We start from the raw sequence: 26,092 nt of genomic DNA, 5'->3' as shown, positions 1-26,092 counted from the left end.
CCGCACCGGCTCAATAGGGTGTCGGCATGTCCAACGAGTCCCCGCTGATCCAGAGTCTGCGTACCGCTGTTGCCGCGGCGCCCTCCGACGTACCGCTTCGGCTGCACCTCGCCGAGTTGTTGCTCGGTGAGGGGCTGAGCGACGCCGCCGTCGCCGAGGCTGCCGTCGCGCTTCAGCATGCGCCGGGCGACTCCGCCGCGCGGGCGCTCATGGTCCGGGCCATGGGCATGCCCGCGGCTGCCCCGGACACACCCGAGGCCCCCAAAGCGCCCGAAGAGCCCGCGGCACCCGCGGCACCGAACGGGTTCGACTGGCGTGCCGCCGAGGACGAGATCGGGGGCGCAGTGCCGCCCCGCTTCGTCACGTCCGGGACTCCCGAGACGCCCGTCCCGGTGGACGGTCAGGGCGTCCCGGGCGACGCCACCACCTGGGAGGTCGACACCCCGGGTTCCGTGACGCTCGCCGATGTCGGCGGCATGCACGAGATCAAGGAGCGCCTCGAAGCCGCGTTCCTCGCTCCCATGCGCAACCCGGAGCTGGGCAGGCTGTACGGGAAGAGCCTGCGCGGCGGGCTGTTGATGTACGGGCCGCCCGGGTGCGGGAAGACGTTCATCGCGCGGGCCGTCGCGGGCGAACTCGGGGCGAGCTTCATGTCCGTGTCGATCAACGACGTGCTCGACATGTGGATGGGCAACTCCGAGCGCAACATGCACGAGGTCTTCGAGACCGCCCGCCGTCAGGCGCCGTGCGTGCTGTTCCTCGACGAGGTGGACGCGCTGGGCGCCAAGCGGAGCCGTATGCACCACGGCGGGATGCGCAACACCGTCAACCAGTTGCTCACCGAGCTCGACGGCGTCGACGGGGCCAACGAGGGCGTGTTCGTGCTCGCCGCGACCAACGTCCCCTGGGACGTGGACATCGCGCTGCGGCGTCCCGGCCGGCTCGACCGCACCCTGCTCGTCCTGCCGCCGGACGCGCCCGCGCGCGAGGCGATCCTCCGCTACCACCTGCGCGACCGGCCGATCGAATCCGTCGACCTGGGCAAGCTGGTCAAGGTCACCGAGGACCTGTCCGGCGCCGACCTGGCCCACGTCTGCGAATCCGCGTCCGAGCGGGCGTTGCTCGACTCGACCCGTACCGGCACGGTCCGGATGATCAATATGAAGGACCTGCTGGCCGCGGCGAAGGAAGTCCGGCCGTCCACCGACCCCTGGTTCGCCTCGGCGCGCAATGTGGCGATGTTCGCCAACGAGGGCGGTGTGTATGACGAGTTGCTCGCCTATCTGAAGAGGAAGCGCAAGTTGTGAGCGCCACCGCCGATCACCCCATGACCGAGCAGGCAGCCGCCCTCATCAGCCTGGACCGGCTGGACGAGGCGAAGGCCCTGCTGGCCAAGCGCCTCGCCGAGGACCCCGAGGACTTCCGGGCCTGGGTGCGGCTCGCGCGCTGTCATCTGGCTGAGCGGGAGTTCGAGGACGTCATCACCACGACCGGCGAGGCACTGCGGATCGCCCCGCAGGACTGCGACGCGTGGATCGTGCGGACGTACGGGCTGCGCAGGACGGGCAGGCGGGACGAGGCGCTCGCGGCGGCCCAGGAGGCGGTGCGGATCAACCCGCAGTCGTGGCAGGCGGTCATCGCGCTCTCGGAGGCCGTCAGCGCCTGGCAGCCGCGCTGGCCCGAGGTGCTTGAGCTGGCGCAGACGGCGGTCCGGCTGGCCCCGGAGGAGCCGGGGGCGTATCAAGGGCTGTGGAAGGCGGCGCTGCTCAACGGGGCCTTCGACGTGCGGGACCATGCGATCCGCGAGACGCTGCGGCTCGACCCGACGAGTGCCTGGGCGCTGCAAGAGCTGGCCGCGAAGCAGGCCGCGGCGCCCGGCACGGGGCCCAAGCAGCGGGCGGAGGTGTACGCGTCCGCGCTGGCCGCCGACCCCGATTCGAAGAGCATGCGCATGGGGCTGGACCGGGCGGTGTTCCAGATGCTGCGCCGCACCCGGTGGCTCGCCGTGCTGTGCCTGGTGATCGCGGGGGCAGCGATCAATCTGTTCCCGTCCGACGGGGACGGCCCCGAGCTGCCGCTGCCGATCGGTACCCGGCTCTATGCGCTGGCGCTGATCGGGGTGGTCTGGGCGCTCGGCGCGTGGTGGCGCTACCGGAAGCTGCGCGCGGGGGTGCAGTTGAGTGTGCGGTCGCTGTTGCGGCGGATGTTCTGGGCGCGGCTGGTGCTGGTGCAGGCGGTGCTGGGGACGTTGTGTGCGGTGGCCATCGCGGCGGCGCCGTGGACGGACCGGGGCGTTCCGCAGGTGATCTTCTGGGTGGGGCTCGCCCCGACGCTGCTGACGATCTGGTTCGACCGGCCGCGGACGCGGTAGATGCCCTGGGTCCTGTCCTGTCGATCTTCGTAGATCGGCCCGGGGCGTCCGGTGCGGTGCATCGCAAGGCGGAGGATCGTCCTCGTACCGGCCGTATGTGGGCGACTGACGACAACGCAGCGAGGTGCCGCGCCGGGCGTTCCGGGCTCACGAAGACCGGCAGGACAGGACCTAGTGCGAGACGGTGGAGGACCCATCCGTGGCGGCCAGGGTGCGGGTCAGCACGCGAGTGATGCTGCCGTCGTCCTCGCTGATGTCCCGGACGTGCTCAAAGCCGATCCTGCCCAGCAACGTCAGCGAAGCGCTGTTCTGTGCATCCACAGTGGCGTGCACCTCGGTCAGCCCGAGAGGGCCGAAGCCATAGGCGACGACGGCCTCGGCCAATTCCGTCCCCAGGCCCGATCCCCACACCGCTGGGGCCAGCGCGTAGACGATCTCGTGGCCCCCGACCACATCGGTCGGCTTGATCTCGGCATGCCCGATCAACAGACCGTCCCTGCGAACGGCCCAGACATCGAACAGGTTCTGGGCATAGACCTTCGTGAAAATCCGCCCGAACAGGGCCCGATCCTGCGCCTCGGGAGCCGGGCCGTCGCCCATCCACTGCGACACCCTCACATCCTGGAACAGGGCTGTGAAGCCCTCTTCGTCCTCCGGGACGTAGGGGTCCAAGAGCAATCGCTCAGTGCGCAGAGTCGGGGTCATGGACGGCGACGCTAACCACCGGACACCGTGCCCGCAAACCGATTTGGGTGCAGATCTATTGAGGGTTCTGGCGATCAAGCCGTCGGTATGAGCGTGTCGCGGTAGCGGGCCTGGTGGTTGCGGGTGAATTCCTGCTCTTCATGCCAGGACCAGTAGGTGTCAAAGTCGCCGTTGCTGCGCAGGGCGCGGAGTTTCAGGATGCGGGTCTTCTGGGGATGCAACTCCAGACCCCCGCACTCGGCCAGCCGCCCGGCGATGGCCTCACGCACCTGATGTGCCTGAACCTCGTTGCGGCAGTGGACCACCACGTCGTCGCAGTACCGCTCGAACTGGATGCCGGGGTACTCCCGGGCCATCCAGAGGTCGAACGCGTAGTGCATGAACAGGTTAGACAACACGGGCGAAACCGCCGAGCCCTGCGGGCTGCCGCGGTCCCGGGCTTGCAGGCTGCCGTCCGGCCGCTGGAGCGGGGCCTCGAGCCACCTCTCCACATACAGCCGGACCCACCGCTGGTCGGTGTGGTGCGCGACCGCCTTGAGGACGAGATCGTGATCGAGGTTGTCGAAGAAGCCCCGGATGTCCAGATCGATCACCCAGTCCGTCTTCCAGTACCTCTCCCGGCACGCCGCGACCGCGTCCAGCGCACTGCGGCGGGGCCGGTAGCCGTAGGAGTCCGGGTGGAACACGGGCTCCACCAGCGGCTCCAGCACCATGGTCACCACCGTCTGTGCGATTCTGACCGCGACCGTGGGCACGCCGAGGATCCTGACCCCGCGTCCTCCCGGCTTATCGATCTCCACCATCCGTACCGGCGGCGGGAAGTAGCAGCCCGACGACATGCGATTCCACAGCTTGTAGAGGTTGGCCTTCAGGTCCACCTCGAACTGCTCGATCGACTCGCCGTCGACACCCACCGCACCCTTGTTGGCCTTGACTCTCAAGTACGCCTCGAACACCAGGTGTTTCGAGATCTCAAATGACTTCGATCCGCTCGTCTGGTTCATCCCGGGAACTCCGGTTGGCCACCAAGCAGACCCGGACGACCCGTCCCCTTCGCTCCGCCCGCATTACCGGACTTCACCGCTACTACGAGACGGTCCGCCCCCATGCCCCGCATCGGTACTCGGCCCCTCGCGGTTTTGTCCGCTTGGGGTTCTCCCTCTCGCCGTCGGCCACCTGGGCCGGCGGCGGTATCGGGGCGACAGGTTCCCATGTTCCGCACAAGAGCCCGGGCCAGGCTCGCGCCGCCTCCGTGCCGGACGCCGTCCGGGCAGTCAGCAGGCTCCCCCCGGACTTGTCCCGGAGCCCAGATCATGCCCCGGTTTCGACGCCATTGAAGAAAGTTACGACACGTCATCAGCGGTTCGCTCACGCTCGCCTTCCTGACCCACACCTGACGCGATCACTGCCGCGCCTTTTGCCGCAGCGCTCACCACGACCGGCACTTAACCGGCGCAGCCTGCGGTGGTTTAGGGCCTCCCCCTGCAGGGCGACCCTGGAGGACCTACCTCCATCTCCTGCACAGCACCGCTTCCAGAAGCTATTACATCGACGCCTCCTTCAGCGTTCGTGGCACACGATCTGCGTCTTCTCGTCGATCGAGAGCACGACCGCGCCGCCCGGCGGAGCGAGGTAGAGGCCGACGACGTCGGCGACCTTGTCCGCGAACGCGGGTTCCTTCGAAATCTTGAAGGTGCCGCTGCGGTACGGCTTGAGATTCCCCTCGCCCCAGATCCGCGCGATGTAGTGCCAGGACACAGCGATGTTCTCGGTCCGCTTCAGATACTTCGCCAACTCGCGCGTCGACCAGTGCGAAAGCCCGGTGTCGGCCGGCGGCGTCATGCGCGTCAGCGCAATCACCCGGGCCCGAACCCGCGCCGGTACCTGTTCCCGGGCCCCGCCGGGACGGTCGCCTTCCAGCCCGGCCAGCCCGCGCTGGGCATAACGGTCCTTCCAGCGGTCCACGGTCGGCAGCGACACCCCGAGCAGCTCGGCAACGTCCTTGCGCCGACGCCCCTCAGCCGACCACAGCACGATGCGGGCCCGCGTAGCCATATAGGCAGGCACGTCTCGGCCGTTCGCCAACCCGCAATTCAGCGGCCTGTTCCACGGAGAGCTCCATGTCGACAGTAACGAGGCACACAAGATCAAGTAATGGCAACAGGATCACGAGACACTAGCAATGGCAGCCGGACAGTCCGAGCACCCTAACGTCTCTCCGCATCAAAGGAAACGACGTCTTATACACCACTCGCGTCCCGCGGGATGCAACGAATGTCCGGAAACGCTGGATGGCGTTTCGGCATTCCCGGGGGAAGCACGGGAGCGAGGGCTTCAAAGACGGCATTCATTACCTCGGCGGAGAACCCGGCAACGGTGTCAGTCGACTGCAGTACGACCCCTCGCTCGAGACGGACGACTCGGGCGAACGCCCCCGTCTTGCGTAGCGCATCCACTCCCCCAAGGCGACCAACAAGTTCCTCCGGGCAAATGGTCGTCCAAGCATAGCCACGCAATAGGTGACGGCTCATCGGAAGATATTCGTCCGGCTTCCGACGCAGCACGAGATCGAGGTTTGCATACTCGGAGAACTGGTCGCATTCGATGCGCCCGAAGGCCGGGTCCGCCTGATTCAAGGCCTGCGCGACCACATCAACAAGGCGGTTGCACCGTTGAGGATCGAAGAGTGCGGCGGAACCATACTGCAAGCTTGCCGTAAGCCTAGAATGTTCCCCACCTTTGATGGCATGGGTACTACTTACGCTGCCAATCTCTTGCTCTCCATACATAAGGACAAGCCGGGCCGCGTAAGGAAAACAGACTAGTTTCCCCAGGAAATCACTTTGAATACTGTCCAGGCCTTCAAAGAATTCCAGCGAGTCTCCCTCCTCCCTCGCCAGTCCGGCAGTCCAGAAAGCTCCGGGAGGTGCGGTCTGGAGAAACAGACTGTTCAAAGAAACGTTGAACCACTGCGCAATTGTCGCCCCGCGCTTCTTTGTGTCGCGAGAATCGAGTTGCATTTCTACGTGAAGGTCCACCTGAAGTTCCTTAGACAGGTGGCCGTGGCGCCACAACCTTAACCGTCGCGCCACGGCCACTCAAGCCGCTTTGCCTATAGCATTGCAGGCCTGCTCACTGGTTCAGCAAGCTCCTCCCATGGCGCAAGCAGGTCCCTGACTGATTCCGCTGCCGAGGATCCTTATGGCCCAGCCCAGGAATGCGGCGAGGCCGAATCCACCCACGGTTTCCGGGGAGACACTTCCGGACCCCTGCGGTGCCCCGAAGGCTGCCCGCCGCCGTCGAGCGCGACGACCCACTGCCGCCGCGCCCCTGGAGGCAGCTGATGGTCGTCCATCGGGTCTTCTTCCACACACTCGCCCGCCTGCCCGCCGTCCGCCAGCCGTGGCTGCGCGCCATCCATGACGGTGGATCAGCGCTGTTCCGCCCGCGGTGACACTGCGCCACGGATTCACAGGACGAGTCCGGGAATCGATCACAACCCGATACACGCCCCAGGGCCTGTCCGGCGGATCTTGCCGGACAGGCCCCTGGTCCCGAGGAGGGCTCAGCGCTTGAGCGTGAAGGTGAAGTCGCCAGAGAGCTTGCCGCTCAGCCGGATCGCCGATACGAGTTTCCCCTCCGTGATCAGTCTCTCGACCTCGGCCCGCGAAAGACCGCAACCTTCAGCGATCAGTCGCACCGGCCGGACAGGGATCCGCGCCGCAAAGCGGACCGCGACGTCGATCACCTCGCGGTCCAGGTGATCCGATCCGCCGGTGTCGAGGCGCCAGGCGTTGTCCCAGTCGAGGGCGATGCGATTACGGCGCCTCACGACCGGATCCTGGAGCAGCTCAGCTGCCAGGCCAGGGTCGTTGTCATGCATCCGGTCCAGCAGCTCAGGTCGTACGGAGCGCACGTTCATCCGCTCCAGGACCGTGAGCTTTGCCGTGTCCCCGCAAGCGGTACAGAGCACGAGGAGCCAGGCGTCGAGAAGCTTGTGGTTTGCGTTGACGCGAAATTTGCCGTTTGCCCGGAAGCGCTCGGACGCGCACGCGTGGCAACGGCGGAGAACGGTCGGCAGGCAGGTGGGCATGACGACCCAGTTATTGAGCACAGAAGTACACCGGTTCCAGTGAGAGGTCCGCAGCAAAAAGGAGCGCGGCGCACATGCGCGACGCGCGACACATCAGCTCTCGGGAGGTCTCACAGGGTGTACAACGGCATGTCCTTGACTCGACGACTTGGTTCGGCAGCACGGTAGTGGCGCACAGCGGCGCTGCTCCACCGGTTTTCGAGCGCCTCAACCAGGTTCTGTCCGGCGGATATGGACGAAGCAGCGGCGATGCAGCAACGGGAGGCGGCGGTTCATGCCTCGTACCGCCGGGACCTGGTGCCGTACCAGGAAGTGCAGCAGGCTGGCGCGCTGGTGATGTGGCGGCCCAAGCGGGCGCCGGAGCAGTAGACGTAGCCGTAGGTGCAGCTGTAAATGCGTGAAGGGGCCGGGAGGTGAAAACCTCCCGGCCCCTTCACGTGCCCCTTCACGTAATCAGTGGCGCCCCGTCGCCTCCCAGACCGCGACGGCCAGCGCCGCGCAGGACGTCAGGGCCGCGAGCGACGGCAGCGGCCAGCGGGTGCGCTCCAGGGCGTCCAGACGATCCTCGTGCTCGCCGAGCGTCTTGTCGGTCTGGTCGGCGCGTTGCAGCAGCAGCGCCAGGTCGCCGCGCGTGGTGGCGAATCCGACGTCGACGCTGCGGCGCAGCCGCTCCAGCTCGACGGCGACAGTGTCGTCGCTCATGGGGGTCTCCATTCCGGGTCTCAGGTGCGGAGTACGCGGAGCCGGTCCCAGCTCGCGCGCCCCGGAACCCCGTCCGCCGCGGCCCCCACGTACCCGAGCCTGCGCTGCCAGACGGCGTACGACAGGACGTCGGCCTCGCCCCACACGGGCCCGGGCCCGACGTGGTAGCGCCCGCAGCCCTCCGCGACGAGCCGCCGGCCGACCGCGGTGACGGACAGCGCCACCGGCACCACCCTGGTGCCGGGCTGTTGCAACGGTCTGGAGGAGTGGCGCGACTGGCTGGATGTCGTCGACGGCAGCGGCTGGGCCTCCTTCGGCCATGATCCGTCCCCCCCTCGCCGAACGCAGCCGCGACACCGTCCGGTTGACCGTCGACGCGGAGGAGAACGACAGCCCGGTGATCGAGGTGCCCGTCACCAAGCTGCGCCGCCTGCTCGCCGACGCGGAGCGTGACCTCGCCGACTTCCTCCGGTTGGCCTCCGGTTGGCCTCCGGCTGGGCAGCCCGGCACCTGCCCGACCACGCCGCCCCCGTCACCGCCGCCCTCGCCCGCGCTCTGGACCTGCCCGAACCGGACGCGCCGACGAGTCCTGCACAGGACCGTCACGGCCTGCCGATCGCCCGTCACCCACGCAGATGAACTCCGCGCCCACAGTGCCGCAGCGGGCCCGGATCGGGCTCAGCGGGCGAGTCGGCCGAGGAGCGAACCGGCGGCGGCGATGCCGACGCACGCGGCGAGAGCGAGTACCGCGAAGTCGAGGCCGAGGTGGGCCGGCGTGCCGATGAGCAGTCCGCGCAGGGCGTCGACCTCGTAACTCAGCGGGTTCACCTTGCTGATCGCCTGGAGCCAGCCGGGCATCAGCGCGACCGGGTAGAGCGCGTTGGAGGCGAAGAACAGCGGCATGGTGATGGCCTGGCCGATCCCCATCAGCCGGTCGCGGGTGAGGACGATCCCGGCGATCGACATCGACAGGCAGGAGAAGAACGCCGACGCGAGGACGACCACCACGACAACGCCCAGCAGCCGCAGCGGATTCCAGGTCATGCCGACGCCGAGCGCCGCGGCGATCACGATGACGACCGCCGCCTGGATCACGGCTTTCACCCCGGCGGCGAAGGCCTTGCCGGTCACCAGGGCGGTCCGCGGCGTCGGCGTGACCATGAGCTTGGTGAGGACGCCGGAGTCCCGCTCCCAGATGATCATGATGCCGTAGAAGATCGCGATGAACATGGCGGACTGGGCGATGATCCCGGGCGCCAGGAAGTCGAGATACGGAACGCCGCCGGTGGGGATGGCGTGGATACGGGAGAACGTCTGGCCGAAGATCAGCAGCCAGAGCGCGGGCTGGACGGCGCGGGTGTAGATCTCGGTGCGGTCGTGGCGCAGCTTCTGCAGTTCGACGGCGCACATCGCCGCGACCCGCGCGGGGACGACGCGCCAGCCCGTGCGGGCGGGCGGCGGTTCCAGGAGGAGGGCGAAGCGGCGGTCGGGCGAGCCGGGTTCAGCCGCGGCGGGATGCGGTGCGACGGGTACGGCGGACATCGTTGAAGGCTCCCTTCTCTCCCGGAGAACCGGGGTCGTCCAGGCCGCTTCCGGAGTGGTACCGGAAGACGTCCTCCAGGGTCGGTGGCGGCAGAGCCGTATCGCCGGACTCTTCGCGGTGCCCGACCAGTTCGCTCTTGAGCTCGGCGGGCGTGCCGAGCGCGCGCAGTCTGCCCAGATGCATCAGGGCGAGCCGGCCGCAGCGCTGGTCCGCCTCGTCCATGGAGTGGGTGGTGACCAGCACCGTCATCCCGGTGCCGGCACGGATTTCGTTGATGCGGTCCCAGACACTGTCGCGGGCGATCGGGTCCAGACCGATGGTCGGCTCGTCCAGGATCATCAGGCGGGGTGCGCTGACCAGCGCCTGAGCGAGTTCGAGGCGGCGCACCATGCCACCGGAGTACGTGGCGGCGAGCCGGTGCGCCTCGGGGCCGAGCCCGACCGCGTCCAGCGCCTGCCCGACACGGGCCGCGCGCTGCCGGCGGGGCACGTCGAAGACGCGCGCGAAGAGGGCGACGTTCTCCCGGCCGGTGAGACTGGCGTCGGCCGACAGCTGCTGCGGTACGTAACCGAGCAGGCGCCGTACGGCCATCTTCTGCCGGGCCGCGTCGTGGCCGAACACATCGATGACGCCGGGGGGGACGGGCAGCAGCGTGGTGATCGCACGCAGCGTGGTGGTCTTGCCCGCGCCGTTGGGCCCGAGGAGTCCGAAGACCTCGCCGGGGCGGACGAGCAGGTCCAGGCCGTCGACGGCTTTCGCGGTACCGAAGGAGTAGGTCAGACCGGTGCAGCGGAGGGCGGGAGTCATGGGGTCTCCTCTCCTTCGCGCAGTGACTCGGCGAGTCTGCGCAGTGACGGGAGCGCGGCGGTCAGCGCGGCCCGGTCGGCGGCGTCGAGTTTCGCCACGTGTTCGCGGAAGAGCGCGTCGCGCCGGGCCCGCCAGTCGTGCAGCCGGCCGACGCCCGCCGGGGTCGGGTGGAGGAGCGCGGCCCGCCCGTCGCCGGGGTCCGGCTCCCGCCGCAACAGGCCTTCCGCGACCAGATGGTTGACCAGCGTGGAGACGGAGTTGGGCGCGAGGCAGAGTTCGCGCGCAGCCGCCGAGACCCGGATTCCGGGCCGGGCGGCAACCAGCCGCAACAGTTCCGCGTGCGCTCCGCGCAGCCGTGGCGTGGGCAGACCGCTCCACAGCCGCCGCCGGGCGAGCCGCTGGATGCGGGGCAGAAGTCCGGCGAGTTCATCGGGGAGATCACTCGCCACCACCTGCCCATTTTACCTCTGTTTGCGACGTATTACGTGGCAGAGCCCCGGCGAAGGGGGCCACCGCCGAGCGGTGCGTCAACGGGCCGGGGCACGGCCGCGCCCCCTGCTACGACAGGACCGCGAAGTCCACTTCGGACGCGGGCAGCACGCGGATGCTCCGCCCGGGGAAGTCGATGTGCCGGTAGATCTCGTTGTGGTGCGCGATCGACCGGTCCGGAGCGGCGTACTCGCCGGCGTCGGGCCGGATGGACGTGGTGTGGCCGTCGGCCACCAGCACCACGTCGTACCGGTGGCTCAGCGCCTGCCGCGCCGTGGTGTCCACGCAGATCTCGGTCGCGAACCCGGTGACGACCACCTCGGTGATTCCCAGCGTCTTGAGGGTCTTGTCGAGAGCGGTGTCCAGGAAACTGTCCGCGGCGGTCTTGTGGACGACCTCCTCGTCAGCGGCGGGAGCGAGTTCGGGCACGATCCGCCAGCCCTCGGTGCCGGCCTCCAGCCCTTCACCGCGGTGCTGAATCGTCACGATCGGTACGCCCGCGGCCTTGGCACGTTCGCGGAGCCCGGCGATCGCGGCGACGGTCTCGGCGGCCCGGTGCGCGATGGCCACCAGAGTGTTCTGCATGTCGATGACGAGGAGCGCAGAGATATGCGGCATGGGTTCACGCTAGCGGTCCGGGTCCGGGCCGCGACGTGATCCCGAAGAAAGAGGCTGCGCCACGCAGCCCCTCCCGCCGTCACCTCACCCCTCCGGGAACCGCTCCCCGCACCGGCTGCAGAACACCGGCGCCGGGTCCGGCGAAAGGCGGCCGCACTCGGGGCAGACCCGGTCCAGCATGCAGGGCCCCTCGCCGCCTTCGTGCGCCACCGACGCGTGGACCGACGGCTTGATGTTCAGACCCGGGCGGCGGCGGTGGACGGTCAGGTACGCGAGTCCGTCCGGGCCCGCCGCGAGGGCGCGGCGGGAGGTGCGGGGCAGCCAGACGACCGTGGTCGGGGCCAGGTTCAGCACGTCGCCCCCGGCGACGACCCGGCCGCTGCCCGCGATGACGACGAGAAGGACGTCCAGGACGTCCTCCTGATGCTCGCCGACCTCGGCGTCCGGCGGCAGACGCACCAGATTGGCGTCCAACTCACGCCCTTGTTCAGCCAGTTGCCAGAGAGCGCCGCGCTCCTCCGGGCCCACTTCGGTGAGCAGTTCGTCGAGTACGGCCAGGATCCGGGCGGTGGAATTCACGGCAGCCAGGCTACGCCCCGCCGTACTCTGGCCCCTTTGCCCCGGATGGAGAGCCCGGACGCGGAGGTACGGGCGAGGGCGACGGCGGACTGGTGTGCGTGGGAGGACGCGGCGCTCTCCCACGAGACATACGCGGGACCGCCCCCGTACAGCGGCAGGCCGGGCAGGGCGCAGCAGGCCCTGGTGCGGATCTGCTCGCACTACTTCTCCAACGGAGCCTGGCTGGAGGAGGGGCAGTTGATCCGGAACGCCGGGCGGCTGGCCGGGATCCCCGGGGTGCTGGTGCACGGCCGGCTCGACCTGGGCGGGCCGCTGATCACCGCCTGGGAGCTGGCCCAGGCATGGCCGGACGCGGAGTTGACCGTGATCGACGGGTCGGGACATCCGGGCGGCGCGGCGACCAGCCGGGCGGTGCTGGAGGCGCTGGACCGGTTCGCGTCGCGCTAGGTCCTTGCCTTTCGGATCGGGCCGGGCCCGCCCCGCCGTGCACACAGATGCAGCGGAACGCGGGCCCGCGATGTTCATTTATGAGCGCCAGAAGCATTTTGTAAACATCTATTGACATGAAGTTGTCATGCCCGTCACAGTCGTCCCGCCAGGATCCCGACCAGCCGAATCTGGAGTCCCTTCATGTCTGAAGTCCCCGCAGTCTCGCGGCGTTCGGTTCTCGGAGGGGCGGTGGCCACAGGCGCGATCGCCGTCGGATTCGGAGCCGCCGGGTCCGCCCCCGCGCTCGCCGCGCCGGGCGCTTCCGGAGCGGTCACGGCCTCCGAGCCGCGCCGCATCGCCGGCCAGACCTCCATGATCAACGTGCCGTACGAGGTGCACCGGACCGTCCAGGTCGCCGTCGTCGGCCTCGGCAACCGCGGCAGCGGCATGACCCAGGGCTGGTCCGCCGTGCCCGGCTGTCAGGTCACCGCCGTCTGCGACATCCGCGCGGACCGCGCCAAGCGCGTCGCGGACGACCTGGTCAAGGCGGGCAAGCCGCGCCCCGCAGAGTTCGGCGGCTCCGCCGACTCGTACGCCGAGATGCTCAAGCGGGACGACATCGACCTCGTCTACATCGCCACGCCCTGGGAGTTCCACTACCGGCAGGGCAAGGCCGCGCTGCTGGCCGGCAAGCACGTCATCGTCGAACTTCCCATCGCTACCCAGCTCGACGAGCTGTGGGACCTGGTGGACACCTGCGAGCGGACCCGGCGGCACCTGATGCTTGCCGAGAACTGCTCGTACGGCCGCAACGAGCTGGCCATGCTCAAGATGGCGCACGACGGAGTCTTCGGTGACGTCACGAACGGCCACGGCGGCTACCTGCACGACCTGCGCGCCCTGCTGTTCTCCGACACGTACTACACCGACTCCTGGCGCCGCCTGTGGCACACCCGCAGCACCGCCTCCTTCTACCCGATGCACGGTCTCGCCCCGATCGCCGCGGCGATGGACATCAACCGCGGCGACCGGATGACCACGCTGCGTGCCACCGCGACCGCCCCGAAGGGCCTGGCCGACTACCGCGAGCGCTTCGTCCCCAAGGGCCACCCCTCGTGGAAGGAGACCTACATCAATGGCGACCTCGTCACCTGCATGATCGAGACCGCCAACGGCCGGACGATCCGGGCCGAGCACAATGTGAGCGAGCCCCGCCCGTACAGCCGCATCAACAGCCTCGCCGGCAGCCGCGGCCTCTTCGAGGACTACGCCGGAACCTCCTCCACGGGCGCCCGGGTCTACTTCGAGCCCGACCACAGCGATGACTCCTGGCGGGACTTCGAGTCGTATGGCAAGGAGTACGACCACTGGCTCTGGAAGAAGATCGGCGACGACGCCGTGAACAACGGCGGCCACGGCGGCATGGACTACGTCCTGCAGTGGCGCACCGTGCAGCTGATGCGGGCCGGCCTCGTGCCCGACATCGACGTGTACGACTCGGCGGCCTGGTGCGCGCCGGTGCCGCTGAGCGTCATGTCCCTGGAGAAGGACGGCAAACCGGTGGCGATCCCGGACTTCACCCGGGGCGCGTGGGTGAACCTCCGTCTCGGCCTCGACTCGCGCATGATCGAGATGCCGCCCGTGTGACTCCGGCCCACGTCCAGCCCTGCCCCCTGAACCCTGACCGAGCACTGCCCGAACCGTAAGAGAAGGAGCGAGCATTCATGTCCGTACATGTGACCGCAGCCCGAAGAGCCGCGGCAGCCCTGGCGGTGGCGGCCGCGGCGTTCACCTCCACCCCCGCGACCGCCGCGCCGCAGGGCCCGGCCGCCTCCGAGGCGCGCACCCAGGTGACGATCGCCCCCATCGACCTGAACGGCCCTGCCATCTCGGAGGTGAAGGTCACCGTCACCAACACGGGACCCGAGCGCCTGAGCCGGCTCAATGTCACCTTCAACGGCCCCGTCGGGTGGGCCGTGCAGCCCGCGGTGCGCAGCGTCGACGGATCATTCAAGCCGGGTGCCGAGGCCACGGCGGAGTTCCAGATCCGGGTGCCCGAACAGCGCGCGGGCTTCACCATGCGCACGTTCACGGCCACAGCCACCTACAAGGGAGGCGACGGCCAAGGTGCCGCCACGGGCACGCGGGTCGAGCGCTCCGGCCCCGCGCTGGCCCACCTCTCCGACGCGTACAACAAGGTCGCCATCACCGACGAGAACGACACCAAGGCCGGTAAGTTCGACGGCGAGGGCAACAGCTTCTCCGCACAGAAACTCGCCGCCGTCGGACTGACGCCCGGAGCGTCCGTCAGCGCCCTCGGCGCCCAGCTGACCTGGCCTGCCGCAGCCCCCGGCACCAAGAACAGCGTGTCGAGCACCGGACAGGCCGTGAAGGTCGCCGGCAAGGGCAGCAAGCTGGTCTTCCTCGGCTCCGGCGCCGGCCTGGGGGCCACCGGCACGGCGACGGTGATCTACGCCGACGGGTCGAGCACCACCGGGTCGATCGGCTTCCCCAACTGGTCGTTCCAGGACCCAACGGCACACGGCGCGACGCTCGTGAAGTCGACGGACGGCCGCAACCGTCCCGATGGGTACGGCAACGCCGGCATCGATTATCGGGTCTTCGCGCACTCCATCGCCCTGGACCCGGCCAAGCAGGTCGAACTCGTGGTGCTCCCGGCCAATGCCGGCATCCACCTCTTCGACATCGCGTTGGCTCCGTAGCATCCCCCTGGACAACACGTGCGGCGGCCGGCGGAACGGCAGGCGTCTTCCTGGGCGGCGTCATCACCCAGTACACGAACTGGCCGTGGGACTTGAGAGCTGGCGACGGCGGCCAACCGGGGGTGGCGGAGCCGCCGGGGCGGGCGCGACCGGGTCGAGGTTCGCGTCGACCAGGACCAGCCGCGCCACCGCGTCCCCCGTCGCCTGACCACCGGCCGACGCCCTCACCGATCACTGGCACACGCGCTCGCACCGCCAGAACCCGCAAGGCTGCCGGGAGGGGCACCAGGACCTTTTCTCGGATCAGGCCTGGCTCCCCCCCCCAATTCGGCCCAATCCTCAAGAAACGCCCTGGTCGCCGGGGGCGCGGGACGGGCCGTCGGACGGTCATGGAAGGCTGTGCGAACGCCGTGATCCAACGGCTCCTTGCCACCCCCGTGACACCCCCCGAGGGATACGACGTGAGATCGCACCGAAAAATATGGACCACGGCTGCCGTGACGACGGCAGCCGTGGCAGGTTTCGTGGTGTTCCAGAACGTGACCGGCGGCTCCGCGGACAACAGTGACAGCAAGGCCGGTCCGGTCAGGACCGACGTACGGAAGACGGCGCTGAAGGTGGCCGCGGACGGCAGTTCCGCGTCGCTCGGCCGACGGGACACCGCACCGTTCAGCATGCTGGGGGTCACCTGGACCGACCCGGCGGCGAAGGTGACGGGAGCGGTCGAGGTACGGACCAGGTCGGCCGCGAACGGTACCTGGACGTCCTGGATGCCGCTGGAGACCGACATCGACGGCCGTATGGAGGCGGGCCGTTCCGGCGTCCGCGGGTCCACCGAACCGCGGTGGGTCGGCCCGTCCAACGGTGTCGAGGTGCGCGTCACCGCGGGCGCCAAGGTCTCCGCGAAGCTGCCCGCCGGGCTGCGGCTGGACACCGTCGACCCCGGCAAGGGCTCGTCGCTGCACGCGGCCCCGGCCGCCTTCGTCGCCGAGAACGACGTCCCCACCGACGACCCGTCGTCGTCCGACTCCCCCGCGGCCGATCCGGCGGCCACCTCGGAACCGGCCCCCACGGCCACGGAGTCCGACCCCGCCCCGGCATCCGAGACGCCGTCCGCGACACCTTCCGAGACGGCAACGGGCAGCCCCTCGCCCACGGCGAGCAGCAGTTCCTCGCCGACCGCGAAAACCTCGCCGTCCGCGAGCACCTCGCCGTCCGCGTCGCTGTCGCCCGCGCCGCCGTCGACCGTGCCCAAGCCGCCCATCACCTCGCGTGCGGGCTGGGGCGCCGACGAGTCGATCAGCCCGCAGGCGCCGGAGTACAACGCCACGGTCAAGGCCGTCTTCGTCCACCACACCGCAGGGACCAACGACTACTCCTGCGCCGACTCCGCGGCGATGGTGCGCGGCGTGTACGCGTACCACGTCAAGAGCAACGGCTGGAGGGACATCGGCTACAACTTCCTGGTCGACAAGTGCGGGACGATCTTCGAGGGCCGCAAGGGCGGCTTGGACCGGCCGGTCCTCGGCTCACACACCTACGGCTTCAACCGGGAGTCGACCGGTATCTCCGTCCTCGGCACCTACACGGACACGGCCGCCCCGAGCGCGGTGACCACCTCGGTGGCCCGGATCGCCGCGTGGAAGCTCGGCCAGTACAAGGGTGACCCGGCGGGCACCACCATGCTCACCGCGGGCGCCACCCAGTCCAACGGCTTCGGCAAGACCTTCACCGTCGGTAAGCAGTACTCCTTCCAGCAGATCTCCGGCCACCGCGACGGCTTCAGCTCCGAGTGCCCCGGCACCAAGCTGTACGGGCAACTGCCCGCGATCCGCAGCCTCGCCGCGGGCCCCGTCACCGGACTGGCCATCAAGTCGGTGACCGGCGCCGGGCTCTCGGGCACGACGTACTACACCAAGTCCGAGGTCACCGTGGGCTGGTCGGCGACCACTCCGAGCGCCTTCATCTCCACGTACGAGCTGCTGGTCGACGGCAAGAGCGTCGCCACCGCAGCCGGCACCGCCACTTCGGCGAAGGCCACCCTCGGCGCCGGCACGCACACGGTCCAGGTCCGCGCCACCCACCAGTCGGGAAAGACGACCCTGTCCGCTGCGGCGACCGTGGTCGCCGACCAGACGGCGCCGAGCTTCACCACCAAGCCCAGCCTCGAGCTGCGCACCGGCACGGTGAACACCACCGCCGTCCCGCTCACCCTGAAGTGGAAGGCGACCGACACCGCGTCGCTCAAGGAGGTCCGGCTGACCGCCCCGGTCGCCAAGACCTACGGCCCGACCACCACGAGCGCCTCGCACACCGCGACGTCCGGCGTGGCGACCACGTGGTCCATGAGCGCGTACGACCTCGCGGGCAACACCGCGGCCGCCTCCGTCGCCGGCACCCCGGTCATCCTCCAGGAGACCTCGGCCACGAAGACCGGCACCTGGACGGCCAAGTCCTCGTCCTCGTACCTGGGCGGCAAGTCGTACTCCAGCTCCGCCAAGGGCGCGAGCCTGAGCTGGACATTCACCGGCCGTTCCGCCGCCTGGGTGGTCTCGCGCGCCTCCACGTCCGGCCAGGCGTACGTGTATGTCGACGGTACGAAGGTGGCCACAGTCGACCTGAAGTCGTCCACCACCAAGTACCGCGACGCCCTGTGGACGAAGAGCTGGTCCACCAGTGCCAAGCACACCGTCAAGATCGTCGTCGTCGCCACCTCGGGCCGTCCGGCGATCACGACGGACGGCCTCGTCTACCTCAAGTAGCCGCCGCGGTCCGCTGACGGACGTCCCCGCATGACCTGAGCCCGGTTCCGCGCACCTGTCGCAGAGCCGGGCTCAGGCGTTCAGCCGCCCCGTCACCTACCAGGCGAAGGCCTCCGGCGACGGACCCGGGCCCGGGAAGATCTCGTCCAGGGACGCGAGCACCTCGTCCGACAGCTCGAGGTCCACCGCGCGCACCGCCGAGTCCAGCTGCTCCCGCGTGCGCGGGCCGGAGATCGGTCCGGTCACACCCGGCCGGGTCAGCAGCCAGGCCAGCCCCACCTCTCCGGGCTCCAGGCCGTGCTTGTCGAGCAGGTCCTCGTACGCCTGGATCTGCGCCCGCACGGTGGTGTTGGCGAGCGCGTCCGCGGACCGGCCTGACGTCGAACGGGCCGCGCCTCCCTCGCGCTCCTTGCGGATCACACCGCCGAGGAGTCCGCCGTGCAGCGGGGACCACGGGCAAGTACCGGCGCGGTGTGTTCGATGACGACATGCTGAAGCGGTGCGAAGAGATCATGCGCGAGGTCTGCGGCAAGTTCGAGGCAGAGCTGCGGGAATTCAACGGCGAAGCCGACCACGTCCACCTGCTGGTGCACTACCCGCCGAAGGTCGCCCTGTCGAAGCTGATCAACAGCCTCAAGGGCGTCAGCTCCAGGTACCTGCGAGCGGAGTACACCGGGCGAATCAACCGCATCGGCATGGGATCGGCCTTCTGGTCCCGCTCCTACTTCGCGGGATCCTGCGGCGGAGCACCGCTGACCGTGATCCGCCAGTACATCGAAGGGCAGAAGCAGCCTGCCTGACCATCCCCCCAGGCGCAGCGAACTCCGGCACTTCGCGCCTCCGGACCAAGGATGCGTTTCCCTCCCCGGCTGAAGCCGGGGATACCCACGCAAGATCAGGGATGGTGCCGAGGACAAGTCGGCTGACCTCGAGTCCGGTGCGTCCGAGCCGGGTGTACTTCATGGGCGCCAAGCCAACGTCTTCGAGTCCGCTCGAGGCAAGGGGCCGGCGGGCGGTCTCAGCGGGTTTCGAGGTCCTTCAGCGTCGTTGCCAGCCAGCTCAGTTCCGCCTCGCTCGTCGCGCGGGCGATCGTGAGAACGCCTCGGCGGAACGGGTCGTCGAACGCCTCCGCTCCGAGCGGGCGCTCGCCCTCGGAGTTGTAGTCGTAGAAGAAACTGCTCGGCTCCCGCAGGAACGCCAGCCTGCGCCGCAGCACGTCCGCCTGCTCGGCGGGCGCCGGGAGATGGCGGAGGAAGGCGAGGACGGTGAACCAGCGGTTCTCGTCGCTGATGTCCACCGCGTCGGCCTCGCGCAGCCGGCGGAGCAGTTCCTCGCGCCCGTCGCCCGTCAGGGTCAGCGTGTGGCGGGGGGCGGCCCTGCTGCCGGGCTCGGTCCGGCGGCCGAGCCATCCGGCGCGCTCCAGGCGCTTGATCGCCGGGTACAGGGTGCCGTCCGCGATCGGGCGGACGTGGCCGGTGAGGTGGGCGACGCGTCGCTTGAGCTCGTAGCCGTGCAACGGCTGCTCGTACAGAAATCCCAGGATGGCCAGTTCCAACACCCGAGCATCCTCCCTCATTGCTCTATACATCGGCGCCGATATATAGTCTCGCCGAGATTTTACCTGGCCGGAGAGGAGCGGGAGAGCATGAAGAACGCACAGGTGACAGCGGGCGGCGCACGCATCCGGTGGGTGGAGATCCCCGGCAGCACGGCACCGACCCGCGTCTATCTGCATGGGCTGGGCGCCTCGTCCGGTCCGTACTTCACCGCGAGCGCCGTCCATCCGCTCCTCGCCGGCAGCCGTTCGCTGCTCATGGACATGCTTGGCTTCGGCATCAGCGACCGGCCCACGGATGTCGACTACACCCTCGAAGCGCACGCCGACGCGATTGCCGTCGCGCTCCGATCAGCCGACGCGTACGCCACGGACATCATCGCGCACAGCATGGGCGGCGCGGTGGCCATCGTGCTCGCGGCGCGCCATCCGGACCTGGTGGCGCGGCTGGTCCTAGTCGACGCGAACCTCGACCCGGTCGCGCCCGCTCCGCCGCGGCCCGGCACCAGCGGCATCGCCGCGTACACGGAGGAGGAGTTCCTCGATCACGGCCGGCACGAAGTGCGCGACCGGGTGGGCTCCCACTGGTGGTCGACAATGCGGCTCGCCGGCCCGGAGGCGCTGCACCGCAGCGCCGTGCACCTCGCGCGGGGGACGACGCCCACGATGCGCGAGCTGCTGCTGGAGCTGAAGATTCCGCGCACCTTCCTTCGGCCGGAGAGCGACGGGCCACTGCCCGGCGAGGACGGTCTCGTCGCGGCCGGGGTGCGGGTCGTGCCGGTCCCGGAGTGCGGGCACAACATCATGCTGGACAACCCCGAGGCGTTCGCGAGGGAGACCGCCCGGGGGCTGGGGCTCGCCTGACGGGAGGCGGTGCCGGCCGTTCAGCCGCCGAGCGCGGCTGCCACGGCGACGACGGCGAACATCAGCACGAGCACGGCCGCCATGATGCGGTTTCTGGTCTTCGGGTCCACCCGTCGAGCGTAACCGCACCGCTCAGTGTCCCAGCGACCAGGATGCGACCACCTCGTACCGCGGCTGCTCCCCCGGCACCCCGGAGACCGGCAGATTGCTGCGTACGAGAGCGACCTCGCCGACCTCCCACGGTGTGCCCTCGAAGGTGTCCAGGGCCTCCAGAAAGGGGCGCAGGTCCGCCTCGGCGCGGCTGCGGGCGAGGGTGAGGTGCGGGGTGTAGCGGCGGTGCTCGTCCATCGGCACACCGGCGCGGCGGGCGGCGGCGTCGGCGCGCTCGGCGAGGAGCCTCAGCGTGTCGAGGCCGCCCGCGGCCCCGGCCCACAGCACATGGCCGTCGAACCGGCCGCCGCGGTGCATGCGCAGCGGGAACTGCTCGGTGCGACCGGCGGCGCGCGCCAGCCGCTCGTGCAGATCGGGCAGCAGCGCGTCGTCGACCACACCGAGGAAGGCGAGCGTGAAGTGCCACGCGTCGGTTCCGGTCCAGCGCAGGCCACCGGCGCCCGGAAGGGTGTGCAGCGGGGCGACGGCGCGGCGGAGCTCCGCGATGGCGGTGTCGGGCGGCAGGACGGCGACGAACAGTCTCATGCGGCTCATGAACCGAGTGTCGCACCGTAACGGCGTGTCCCGGTCACCGTGCGTATCGTTGTACTACGTGGCTGCCCGCGCCCGTGCGGCAGCGGGGAGGAGCGCCACGATGACCGTCGTAGACACCGACAGGATCGAGATGGCCGAAGAGCGCGACGAGCGGACTCTGGACTCCATGTTCGAGTGGCTCGAGAAGATGCCCGTCCCCGAGGGAATCAAGACCGAGATCGTCGGGGGAAACATCTTCATGTCGCCTCAGCGAAACACCCACTGGGACATCATTGCCGACATTTTCGAGCAACTGCGGGCCACATATCCGCGCCGGCGCGTGAAGTCCGATGTGCGGGTCGACTTTCCTGGACACCTGAACGGGTTCGCGGCAGATGTGCTGGCGCTGAGGGAGGACGCCGCGAAGGACGACAAAGGAAACTGGCTGTTCTCGGGTGTGGAGTTCGTGGCCGAGGTGATCTCGAAGGGCACCGCGATGAACGACTACGGACCGAAGAAGGACGCGTATGCGGCGGCGGGCGTTCCGGTGTACTTGATCGCCGACCCGTACAGCGGCGAGTGCCACGTTTTCCGGAATCCCACGAACGGCGTGTACGGATCGAAGCTGACCGTGCTTTTCGGCACAGACATCGACCTCACCGGCACCTCCGCCGGTATCACCCTCCGAACCGACGAGTTCCCACGCGACTGACACCCTCCGCACATGCGGCGGCCCCGACCGGCAGGTTCACCGGTCGAGGCCGTATCACGTCCGTGACGGAGCGGCGTCAGGCCGCCGTCGCCAGCTGCTCGCGCGGGACGAACCGCACATGCGGGTGGCCCGGCCGCAGGTCGACCTTGAGGCGCAGGCCGCCGACGCGGGCCAGCATGAAGCCGACGCCGAGCGCGGCCAGCAGTGAGAACGCGCCGCCGACCGCCATGGCGGTCCGGACGCCGTACGCGTCGCTGATCCAGCCCACGATCGGGGCGCCCACCGGCGTACCCCCGGCGAAGACCATCATGTACAGGCTCATCACCCGGCCGCGCATGGCCGGGTCGGCCGCCATCTGGACGCTCGTGTTCGCGTTGATGTTGGTCGTCAGGCCGATCATGCCGATCGGGACCAGCAGGATCGCGAAGAGCCAGACGGACGGCGACAGGGACGCGATGATCTCCAGGAGACCGAATGCGGTGCCCGCCGCCACCATCATCCGCAGCCGCGAGGAGCGGCGGCGGGCGGCGAGCAGGGCTCCGGCCAGGGAGCCGGCGGCCATGAGGATGTTGAAGAACGAGTACATCCCGGCGCCGCCGTGGAAGATCTCGTCCGCGAAGGCGGTGAGCCAGATCGGGAAGTTGAAGCCGAACGTGCCGACGAAGCCGACGAGGACGATCGGCCAGATCAGCTCGGGGCGGCCGGAGACATAGCGCAGCCCCTCGCGCAGCTGCCCCTTGGCGCGCGGCACGACGACCGCCTTGTGCAGTTCGCTCGTACGCATCATCAGCAGACCGATGAGCGGGGCGAGGAACGACAGACCGTTGAACATGAACGCCCAGCCGCTGCCGACCGTGGTGATCAGGACACCCGCGACGGCGGGGCCGATGAGCCGGGCGGACTGGAAGTTGGCCGAGTTCAGGCTGACCGCGTTGCGCAGCTGGGCCGGGCCGACCATCTCGGAGACGAACGACTGGCGGGCCGGGTTGTCGACGACCGTGACCATGCCGAGGAGGAAGGCGATCAGGTAGACGTGCCAGACCTGGACGACTCCGGAGAGCGTGAGGACGGCGAGGGCGATGCCGCAGAGGCCGAGTGCGGCCTGGCTGACGAGGAGGAGCTTGCGCTTCGGGAGCCGGTCGGCGATGACGCCGCCGTACAGGCCGAAGAGCAGCATGGGAAGAAACTGGAGGGCCGTGGTGATGCCGACGGCGGCGGCGGACCCGGTGAGGCTCAGGACGAGCCAGTCCTGCGTGATGCGGGACATCCAGGTACCGGTGTTGGAGATCACGGCGCCCGTGGCGAACAGGCGGTAGTTGCGGATCTTCAGCGACGAGAAGGTCCCGCCGGGCTTGCTCTCGTGGGTGGACGTCGGTGCGGGGGCGGAGTCTGCTCCGGATCCCGTACTCAAAAGGGTTCGCCTCCTCGGCGTGGACATTTCGCTGACTGACGAGGCAGTGACGGCGGTACCGGACAGTGGTCCGGTACCGCCGTCACAGGTGGGCGAGCTTCTCCAGTACGGGCGCGGCCTTGCGCAGCGTCTCCCACTCTTCCTCGTCCAGGCCCTCGGCGAGGGTGGCCAGCCAGGCGTTCCGCTTGGAGCGGCTCTCCTCGAGCATGGCTTCGGCCTGCTCGGTCTGGCTGACCATCTTCTGGCGACGGTCATCGGGGTGCGGTTCCAGTCTGACCAGCCCCTTGGCCTCCAGCAGCGCGACGATGCGGGTCATCGACGGAGGCTGCACATGCTCCTTGCGGGCCAGCTCACCGGGGGTGGCGGAACCGCAGCGGGCGAGCGTGCCGAGCACCGACATCTCAGTGGGGCTCAGCGACTCGTCGACGCGCTGGTGCTTGAGGCGTCGGCCCAGCAGCATCACGGCGGAACGAAGGGAGCTCACGGCGGCCGCACTGTCGCCGTCGTGGATCAGGTCAGGCATGTTTATTAGCGTACCTCATTACCTACCCTAAAGACCATTCGGTGGTACACGCGTGCCCGATCACTCACCCGAACGAGTGAGTTGGATGCGGAAAGTGACGCCAAGCGACCTCGGAGGCCTAACCCTGCTTGCCATGGGATCGACAGTGCTCAGCCTGCGGCTAGACGGTGAGCTGCTCGACCGGCTCCGGCAGCACGCCGCCAAACGCGGAATGAGCGTCCAGGACTATGTGGTCCGGACGCTCATTCGGGACGACTTCGACGAGCGCTTCAAGACGGCCGTCGACGAGACGCAGAAGTTCTACGGGGCGGAAGAGGTCACGTGAGGCCGAGAGACGGCATCGCGTAGTAGAAGACGAAGACCGTCGACACGACGTACATGGCCACCGGCACCTCGCGCCAGCGCCCGGCCGCCACCCGCAGCACGGAGAAGGCGATGAAGCCGATGCCGATGCCGTTGGTGATCGAGTAGGTGAACGGCATCATCACCATGGCCAGGAAGGCCGGGACGGCGAGCGTGTAGTCGCTCCAGTCGATGTCCCGCACCGAACCCGCGATGATCAGGAAGCCGACGGCCAGCAGCGCCGGGGTGGCCGCCTGCGACGGGACCATGGTCGCCAGCGGCGTCAGGAACAGTGCCACCGTGAACAGCAGGCCGGTGACCACGCTCGCGAAGCCGGTGCGGGCACCCTCGCCGACGCCCGCGGTGGACTCCACGAAGCAGGTTCCCGCGGAGGCGGAGCTCGCACCGCCCGCGGCGACCGCGATGCCGTCCACGAACAGCACCTTGTTGATGCCGGGGAAGTTGCCGTCCCTGTCCATCAGCTTGGCCTCGTCACCGACGCCGAGGATGGTGCCCATCGCGTCGAAGAAGCAGGACAGCAGCACGGTGAAGACGAACAGGATGCCGGTGAGCACACCGACCTTGTCGAAGCCGCCGAACAGACTGACGTGGAAGAGCAGCCCGAAGTCGGGGGTGGCGACCGGGTTGCCCGGCCACTGCGGGACGGTCAGACCCCACGCCTCGCCCGGCAGACCGGCCACCGCGTCGATGATCAGCGCGACGACCGTCATCGAGACGATGGAGATGAGGATCGCGCCCGGCACCTTGCGGACGATCAGCGCGAGGGTGAGCAGCGCGCCGAGGATGAAGACCAGGACCGGCCAGCCATGGAGGTGGCCGTCACTGCCGAGCTGGAGCGGCACGGTGGTGTGCGCGGCGTCCGGGATGCGGGAGACGAAGCCCGAGTCGACCAGACCGATCAGCAGGATGAAGAGACCGATACCGATGGCGATGCCCTTGCGGAGCGACGTCGGCACCGCGTTCATCACGCGTTCGCGCAGCCCGGTCGCGACCAGCAGCATGACGACGATGCCCGCGAGGACGACCATGCCCATCGCGTCCGGCCAGCTCATCCGGGGGGCGAGCTGGAGGGCGACGACGGTGTTGACGCCGAGGCCGGCGGCCAGCGCGATCGGCACGTTGCCGATGACACCCATCAGGAGCGTGGAGAACGCGGCGGTCAGCACGGTGGCGGTGACCAGCTGGCCGCCGTTGAGCTGGTGCCCGTACATGTCCTTCGCACTGCCGAGGATGATCGGGTTCAGCACGATGATGTACGCCATCGCGAAGAACGTGGCGAATCCGCCACGGATCTCGCGCGCGACCGACGACCCCCGCTCGGAGATCTTGAAGAAACGATCCAGGCCGCCGTGCGGCTGCGGAGCCGCGGGCTGCTTGGAGGCGACCGGAGCGGTGGCCGAGGGGGACATGTATGACCTCAGTCGTACGTAGAAAGGAGAAAAAAGTGGTCAGCTTTGGACTTTTACACGAATAAATCGAGCCAGCCGTAAGCAGATTCAGTATGAATACATAAGGCGAAGATCGCTATCTCCGCGCGTAGACCCATGGGCCGACTGGGCCGAGGGGCTTTAGACCGACCGGCACATGGGGGGTGGGAGGAGGAGCGGGACTGGGTGCGTGCAGCTACAAGGCGGAGGAGGGAGGCAACGCGAAGGGGGTCCCCCCATGCCCTTAGGGCTATGGGGGAATTGCCGACTGACGACAACGCCGCAGATGTGCGTGCCCAGCCCCGCGACGCCGCCTCCCACGTGCCGGTCGGTCATACATAAGGGCCGCATAGACTGAGCCCATGGCGAAGTGGACACCGGTACACGAGGCACCCGAGCCCCTGGAGGGGCCCGTCGTCGCCACCATCACGGGCGGCACGATCCTCTGGTTCGTCCTCTTCCTCGTGCAGCTGCCGTTCTACGGCTGGTTCGACGACCACGGGCACACGTGGTGGATCTGGACGTGCCTGGCCGGTGCCGGGCTCGGACTGATCGGTATCTGGTACGTGCGGGGGCGCGACGCGGCGATCAAGCGGGCGGCCGCCGGGGCCGGACCGGCTGACGCGTCCGGCGCCACCGACGGGAGTCGGGGCCGACCCTGACCTCCGTACCGCCCGAGGACCATTCCGCTCCTCCTCCGGTCTGATCTTCGCCCCCCCCCGACGGGTGAAC

Annotated in this window: 26 protein-coding genes and 5 pseudogenes; 13 read left to right on the top strand and 18 right to left on the bottom strand. The window is 69.0% G+C overall.

Annotated elements, in window-relative coordinates; genetic code table 11:
* Window positions 1–26: 26 nt before the first annotated feature.
* Together ACGFSA_RS10860 and ACGFSA_RS10855 are read left to right on the top strand one after the other, a co-directional pair.
* Entirely contained in the window at window positions 27–1,307 is a 1,281-nt protein-coding gene (locus tag ACGFSA_RS10860; RefSeq protein WP_393302741.1) for an ATP-binding protein, read from the top strand.
* The gene (locus ACGFSA_RS10855; protein WP_393302739.1) at window positions 1,304–2,371 is read left to right on the top strand and encodes a tetratricopeptide repeat protein; all 1,068 of its coding nucleotides are present in this window, start codon (window positions 1,304–1,306) and stop codon (window positions 2,369–2,371) included. Before ACGFSA_RS10860 ends, ACGFSA_RS10855 begins: the two co-directional genes overlap by 4 nt.
* 171 nt (window positions 2,372–2,542) lie before the next feature.
* On the opposite strand, the gene ACGFSA_RS10850 is transcribed toward ACGFSA_RS10855, so the two are convergent.
* The 4 genes from ACGFSA_RS10850 to ACGFSA_RS10835 form a co-directional block, all read right to left on the bottom strand.
* Window positions 2,543–3,076 (bottom strand): GNAT family N-acetyltransferase, encoded by a 534-nt coding sequence (locus tag ACGFSA_RS10850; RefSeq protein ID WP_393302737.1) that lies wholly within the window; start codon window positions 3,074–3,076, stop codon window positions 2,543–2,545.
* Between the two features lie 74 nt (window positions 3,077–3,150).
* Window positions 3,151–4,080 (bottom strand): group II intron reverse transcriptase/maturase, encoded by a 930-nt coding sequence (ltrA, locus tag ACGFSA_RS10845; RefSeq protein ID WP_393302735.1) that lies wholly within the window; start codon window positions 4,078–4,080, stop codon window positions 3,151–3,153.
* A 556-nt stretch (window positions 4,081–4,636) separates the two neighbouring features.
* Window positions 4,637–5,131, bottom strand: a complete 495-nt coding sequence (locus ACGFSA_RS10840) for an IS630 family transposase (protein ID WP_393302733.1) — start codon at window positions 5,129–5,131, stop codon at window positions 4,637–4,639.
* A gap of 185 nt (window positions 5,132–5,316) precedes the next feature.
* Window positions 5,317–6,114 carry a hypothetical protein gene (locus tag ACGFSA_RS10835; RefSeq protein WP_393302731.1) on the bottom strand — a complete coding sequence of 266 codons (798 nt, stop codon included), beginning with the start codon at window positions 6,112–6,114 and terminating at the stop codon, window positions 5,317–5,319.
* A 236-nt stretch (window positions 6,115–6,350) separates the two neighbouring features.
* Here ACGFSA_RS10835 and ACGFSA_RS10830 point away from each other — a divergent pair, with 236 nt between their 5' ends.
* Window positions 6,351–6,530, top strand: coding sequence for a hypothetical protein (locus tag ACGFSA_RS10830; protein ID WP_393302729.1), 180 nt, complete (start codon window positions 6,351–6,353; stop codon window positions 6,528–6,530).
* Between the two features lie 111 nt (window positions 6,531–6,641).
* Here ACGFSA_RS10830 and ACGFSA_RS10825 read toward each other — a convergent pair whose 3' ends face one another.
* Entirely contained in the window at window positions 6,642–7,190 is a 549-nt protein-coding gene (locus ACGFSA_RS10825) for a DUF1062 domain-containing protein (RefSeq protein ID WP_393302841.1), read from the bottom strand.
* A gap of 150 nt (window positions 7,191–7,340) precedes the next feature.
* Here ACGFSA_RS10825 and ACGFSA_RS10820 point away from each other — a divergent pair.
* A pseudogene (locus ACGFSA_RS10820) lies at window positions 7,341–7,538 on the top strand (hypothetical protein); the annotation flags it as partial.
* An 84-nt stretch (window positions 7,539–7,622) separates the two neighbouring features.
* Here ACGFSA_RS10820 and ACGFSA_RS10815 read toward each other — a convergent pair.
* The 7 genes and pseudogenes from ACGFSA_RS10815 to ACGFSA_RS10785 all read right to left on the bottom strand — a co-directional run bounded on the left by ACGFSA_RS10815 (window position 7,623) and on the right by ACGFSA_RS10785 (window position 11,907).
* Window positions 7,623–7,871: a hypothetical protein gene (locus ACGFSA_RS10815; protein ID WP_393302727.1), complete on the bottom strand. Its 249-nt coding sequence runs from the start codon at window positions 7,869–7,871 to the stop codon at window positions 7,623–7,625.
* 20 nt (window positions 7,872–7,891) lie between these two features.
* Window positions 7,892–8,083, bottom strand: a pseudogene (locus ACGFSA_RS10810) (peptidoglycan-binding protein); the annotation flags it as partial.
* Window positions 8,084–8,549: 466 nt separating this feature from the next.
* Window positions 8,550–9,413, bottom strand: coding sequence for an ABC transporter permease (locus ACGFSA_RS10805; RefSeq protein WP_393302725.1), 864 nt, complete (start codon window positions 9,411–9,413; stop codon window positions 8,550–8,552).
* Window positions 9,373–10,221 carry an ABC transporter ATP-binding protein gene (locus tag ACGFSA_RS10800; protein WP_393302723.1) on the bottom strand — a complete coding sequence of 283 codons (849 nt, stop codon included), beginning with the start codon at window positions 10,219–10,221 and terminating at the stop codon, window positions 9,373–9,375. Before ACGFSA_RS10800 ends, ACGFSA_RS10805 begins: the two co-directional genes overlap by 41 nt.
* The gene (locus ACGFSA_RS10795; protein WP_393302721.1) at window positions 10,218–10,673 is read right to left on the bottom strand and encodes a MarR family winged helix-turn-helix transcriptional regulator; all 456 of its coding nucleotides are present in this window, start codon (window positions 10,671–10,673) and stop codon (window positions 10,218–10,220) included. Before ACGFSA_RS10795 ends, ACGFSA_RS10800 begins: the two co-directional genes overlap by 4 nt.
* Before the next feature lie 106 nt (window positions 10,674–10,779).
* The gene (locus tag ACGFSA_RS10790; RefSeq protein ID WP_393302719.1) at window positions 10,780–11,328 is read right to left on the bottom strand and encodes a cysteine hydrolase family protein; all 549 of its coding nucleotides are present in this window, start codon (window positions 11,326–11,328) and stop codon (window positions 10,780–10,782) included.
* A gap of 84 nt (window positions 11,329–11,412) precedes the next feature.
* Window positions 11,413–11,907: a cupin domain-containing protein gene (locus tag ACGFSA_RS10785; protein ID WP_393302717.1), complete on the bottom strand. Its 495-nt coding sequence runs from the start codon at window positions 11,905–11,907 to the stop codon at window positions 11,413–11,415.
* A gap of 42 nt (window positions 11,908–11,949) precedes the next feature.
* Between ACGFSA_RS10785 and ACGFSA_RS10780 the strand changes: the two are divergent.
* From ACGFSA_RS10780 to ACGFSA_RS10765, 4 genes and pseudogenes are all read left to right on the top strand, one after another.
* Window positions 11,950–12,354, top strand: a pseudogene (locus ACGFSA_RS10780) (prolyl aminopeptidase); the annotation flags it as partial.
* A 183-nt stretch (window positions 12,355–12,537) separates the two neighbouring features.
* Complete coding sequence (locus tag ACGFSA_RS10775) at window positions 12,538–13,983, top strand: Gfo/Idh/MocA family protein (protein ID WP_393302715.1); 1,446 nt, start codon at window positions 12,538–12,540, stop codon at window positions 13,981–13,983.
* Window positions 13,984–14,060: 77 nt separating this feature from the next.
* Window positions 14,061–15,059: an NEW3 domain-containing protein gene (locus ACGFSA_RS10770; protein ID WP_393302713.1), complete on the top strand. Its 999-nt coding sequence runs from the start codon at window positions 14,061–14,063 to the stop codon at window positions 15,057–15,059.
* A gap of 512 nt (window positions 15,060–15,571) precedes the next feature.
* Window positions 15,572–17,821 (top strand): N-acetylmuramoyl-L-alanine amidase, encoded by a 2,250-nt coding sequence (locus ACGFSA_RS10765; RefSeq protein ID WP_393302840.1) that lies wholly within the window; start codon window positions 15,572–15,574, stop codon window positions 17,819–17,821.
* Window positions 17,822–17,917: 96 nt separating this feature from the next.
* Here ACGFSA_RS10765 and ACGFSA_RS10760 read toward each other — a convergent pair.
* Window positions 17,918–18,286, bottom strand: a pseudogene (locus ACGFSA_RS10760) (aldo/keto reductase); the annotation flags it as partial.
* Between ACGFSA_RS10760 and tnpA the strand changes: the two are divergent.
* Window positions 18,280–18,621, top strand: a pseudogene (gene tnpA / locus ACGFSA_RS10755) (IS200/IS605 family transposase); the annotation flags it as partial. The pseudogenes ACGFSA_RS10760 and tnpA sit on opposite strands and share 7 nt — an antisense overlap.
* Before the next feature lie 218 nt (window positions 18,622–18,839).
* Here tnpA and ACGFSA_RS10750 read toward each other — a convergent pair.
* Window positions 18,840–19,379, bottom strand: coding sequence for a PadR family transcriptional regulator (locus ACGFSA_RS10750; protein ID WP_393302711.1), 540 nt, complete (start codon window positions 19,377–19,379; stop codon window positions 18,840–18,842).
* 87 nt (window positions 19,380–19,466) lie between these two features.
* On the opposite strand from ACGFSA_RS10750, the gene ACGFSA_RS10745 reads away from it, so the two are divergent.
* Window positions 19,467–20,240: an alpha/beta fold hydrolase gene (locus ACGFSA_RS10745; protein ID WP_393302709.1), complete on the top strand. Its 774-nt coding sequence runs from the start codon at window positions 19,467–19,469 to the stop codon at window positions 20,238–20,240.
* Between the two features lie 132 nt (window positions 20,241–20,372).
* Here the strand turns inward: ACGFSA_RS10745 and thpR are convergent, their stop codons facing one another.
* On the bottom strand, window positions 20,373–20,936 hold the full coding sequence (thpR, locus tag ACGFSA_RS10740) for an RNA 2',3'-cyclic phosphodiesterase (protein ID WP_393302838.1): 564 nt from the start codon (window positions 20,934–20,936) through the stop codon (window positions 20,373–20,375).
* 109 nt (window positions 20,937–21,045) lie between these two features.
* Between thpR and ACGFSA_RS10735 the strand changes: the two genes are divergently transcribed.
* Window positions 21,046–21,636, top strand: coding sequence for a Uma2 family endonuclease (locus tag ACGFSA_RS10735; RefSeq protein ID WP_393302707.1), 591 nt, complete (start codon window positions 21,046–21,048; stop codon window positions 21,634–21,636).
* Between the two features lie 76 nt (window positions 21,637–21,712).
* Here the strand turns inward: ACGFSA_RS10735 and ACGFSA_RS10730 are convergent, their stop codons facing one another.
* Window positions 21,713–23,047, bottom strand: coding sequence for an MFS transporter (locus tag ACGFSA_RS10730; protein WP_393302705.1), 1,335 nt, complete (start codon window positions 23,045–23,047; stop codon window positions 21,713–21,715).
* Window positions 23,048–23,129: 82 nt separating this feature from the next.
* On the bottom strand, window positions 23,130–23,570 hold the full coding sequence (locus ACGFSA_RS10725) for a MarR family winged helix-turn-helix transcriptional regulator (RefSeq protein WP_266982958.1): 441 nt from the start codon (window positions 23,568–23,570) through the stop codon (window positions 23,130–23,132).
* Between the two features lie 133 nt (window positions 23,571–23,703).
* Here ACGFSA_RS10725 and ACGFSA_RS10720 point away from each other — a divergent pair, with 133 nt between their 5' ends.
* Window positions 23,704–23,895 (top strand): ribbon-helix-helix protein, CopG family, encoded by a 192-nt coding sequence (locus ACGFSA_RS10720; protein ID WP_358862349.1) that lies wholly within the window; start codon window positions 23,704–23,706, stop codon window positions 23,893–23,895.
* On the opposite strand, the gene ACGFSA_RS10715 is transcribed toward ACGFSA_RS10720, so the two are convergent.
* Complete coding sequence (locus ACGFSA_RS10715) at window positions 23,888–25,342, bottom strand: NCS2 family permease (protein ID WP_393302702.1); 1,455 nt, start codon at window positions 25,340–25,342, stop codon at window positions 23,888–23,890. The genes ACGFSA_RS10720 and ACGFSA_RS10715 overlap by 8 nt on opposite strands.
* A gap of 380 nt (window positions 25,343–25,722) precedes the next feature.
* Between ACGFSA_RS10715 and ACGFSA_RS10710 the strand changes: the two genes are divergently transcribed.
* Complete coding sequence (locus ACGFSA_RS10710; RefSeq protein WP_393302700.1) at window positions 25,723–26,022, top strand: DUF2530 domain-containing protein; 300 nt, start codon at window positions 25,723–25,725, stop codon at window positions 26,020–26,022.
* Window positions 26,023–26,092: the final 70 nt, after the last annotated feature.

The organism is Streptomyces sp. NPDC048496 (genome assembly GCF_043200055.1).
Classification (GTDB): domain Bacteria; phylum Actinomycetota; class Actinomycetes; order Streptomycetales; family Streptomycetaceae; genus Streptomyces.
The sequence above is the reverse complement of the archived record's forward strand: the minus strand, read 5'-3'. Positions and strand labels throughout refer to the sequence as shown.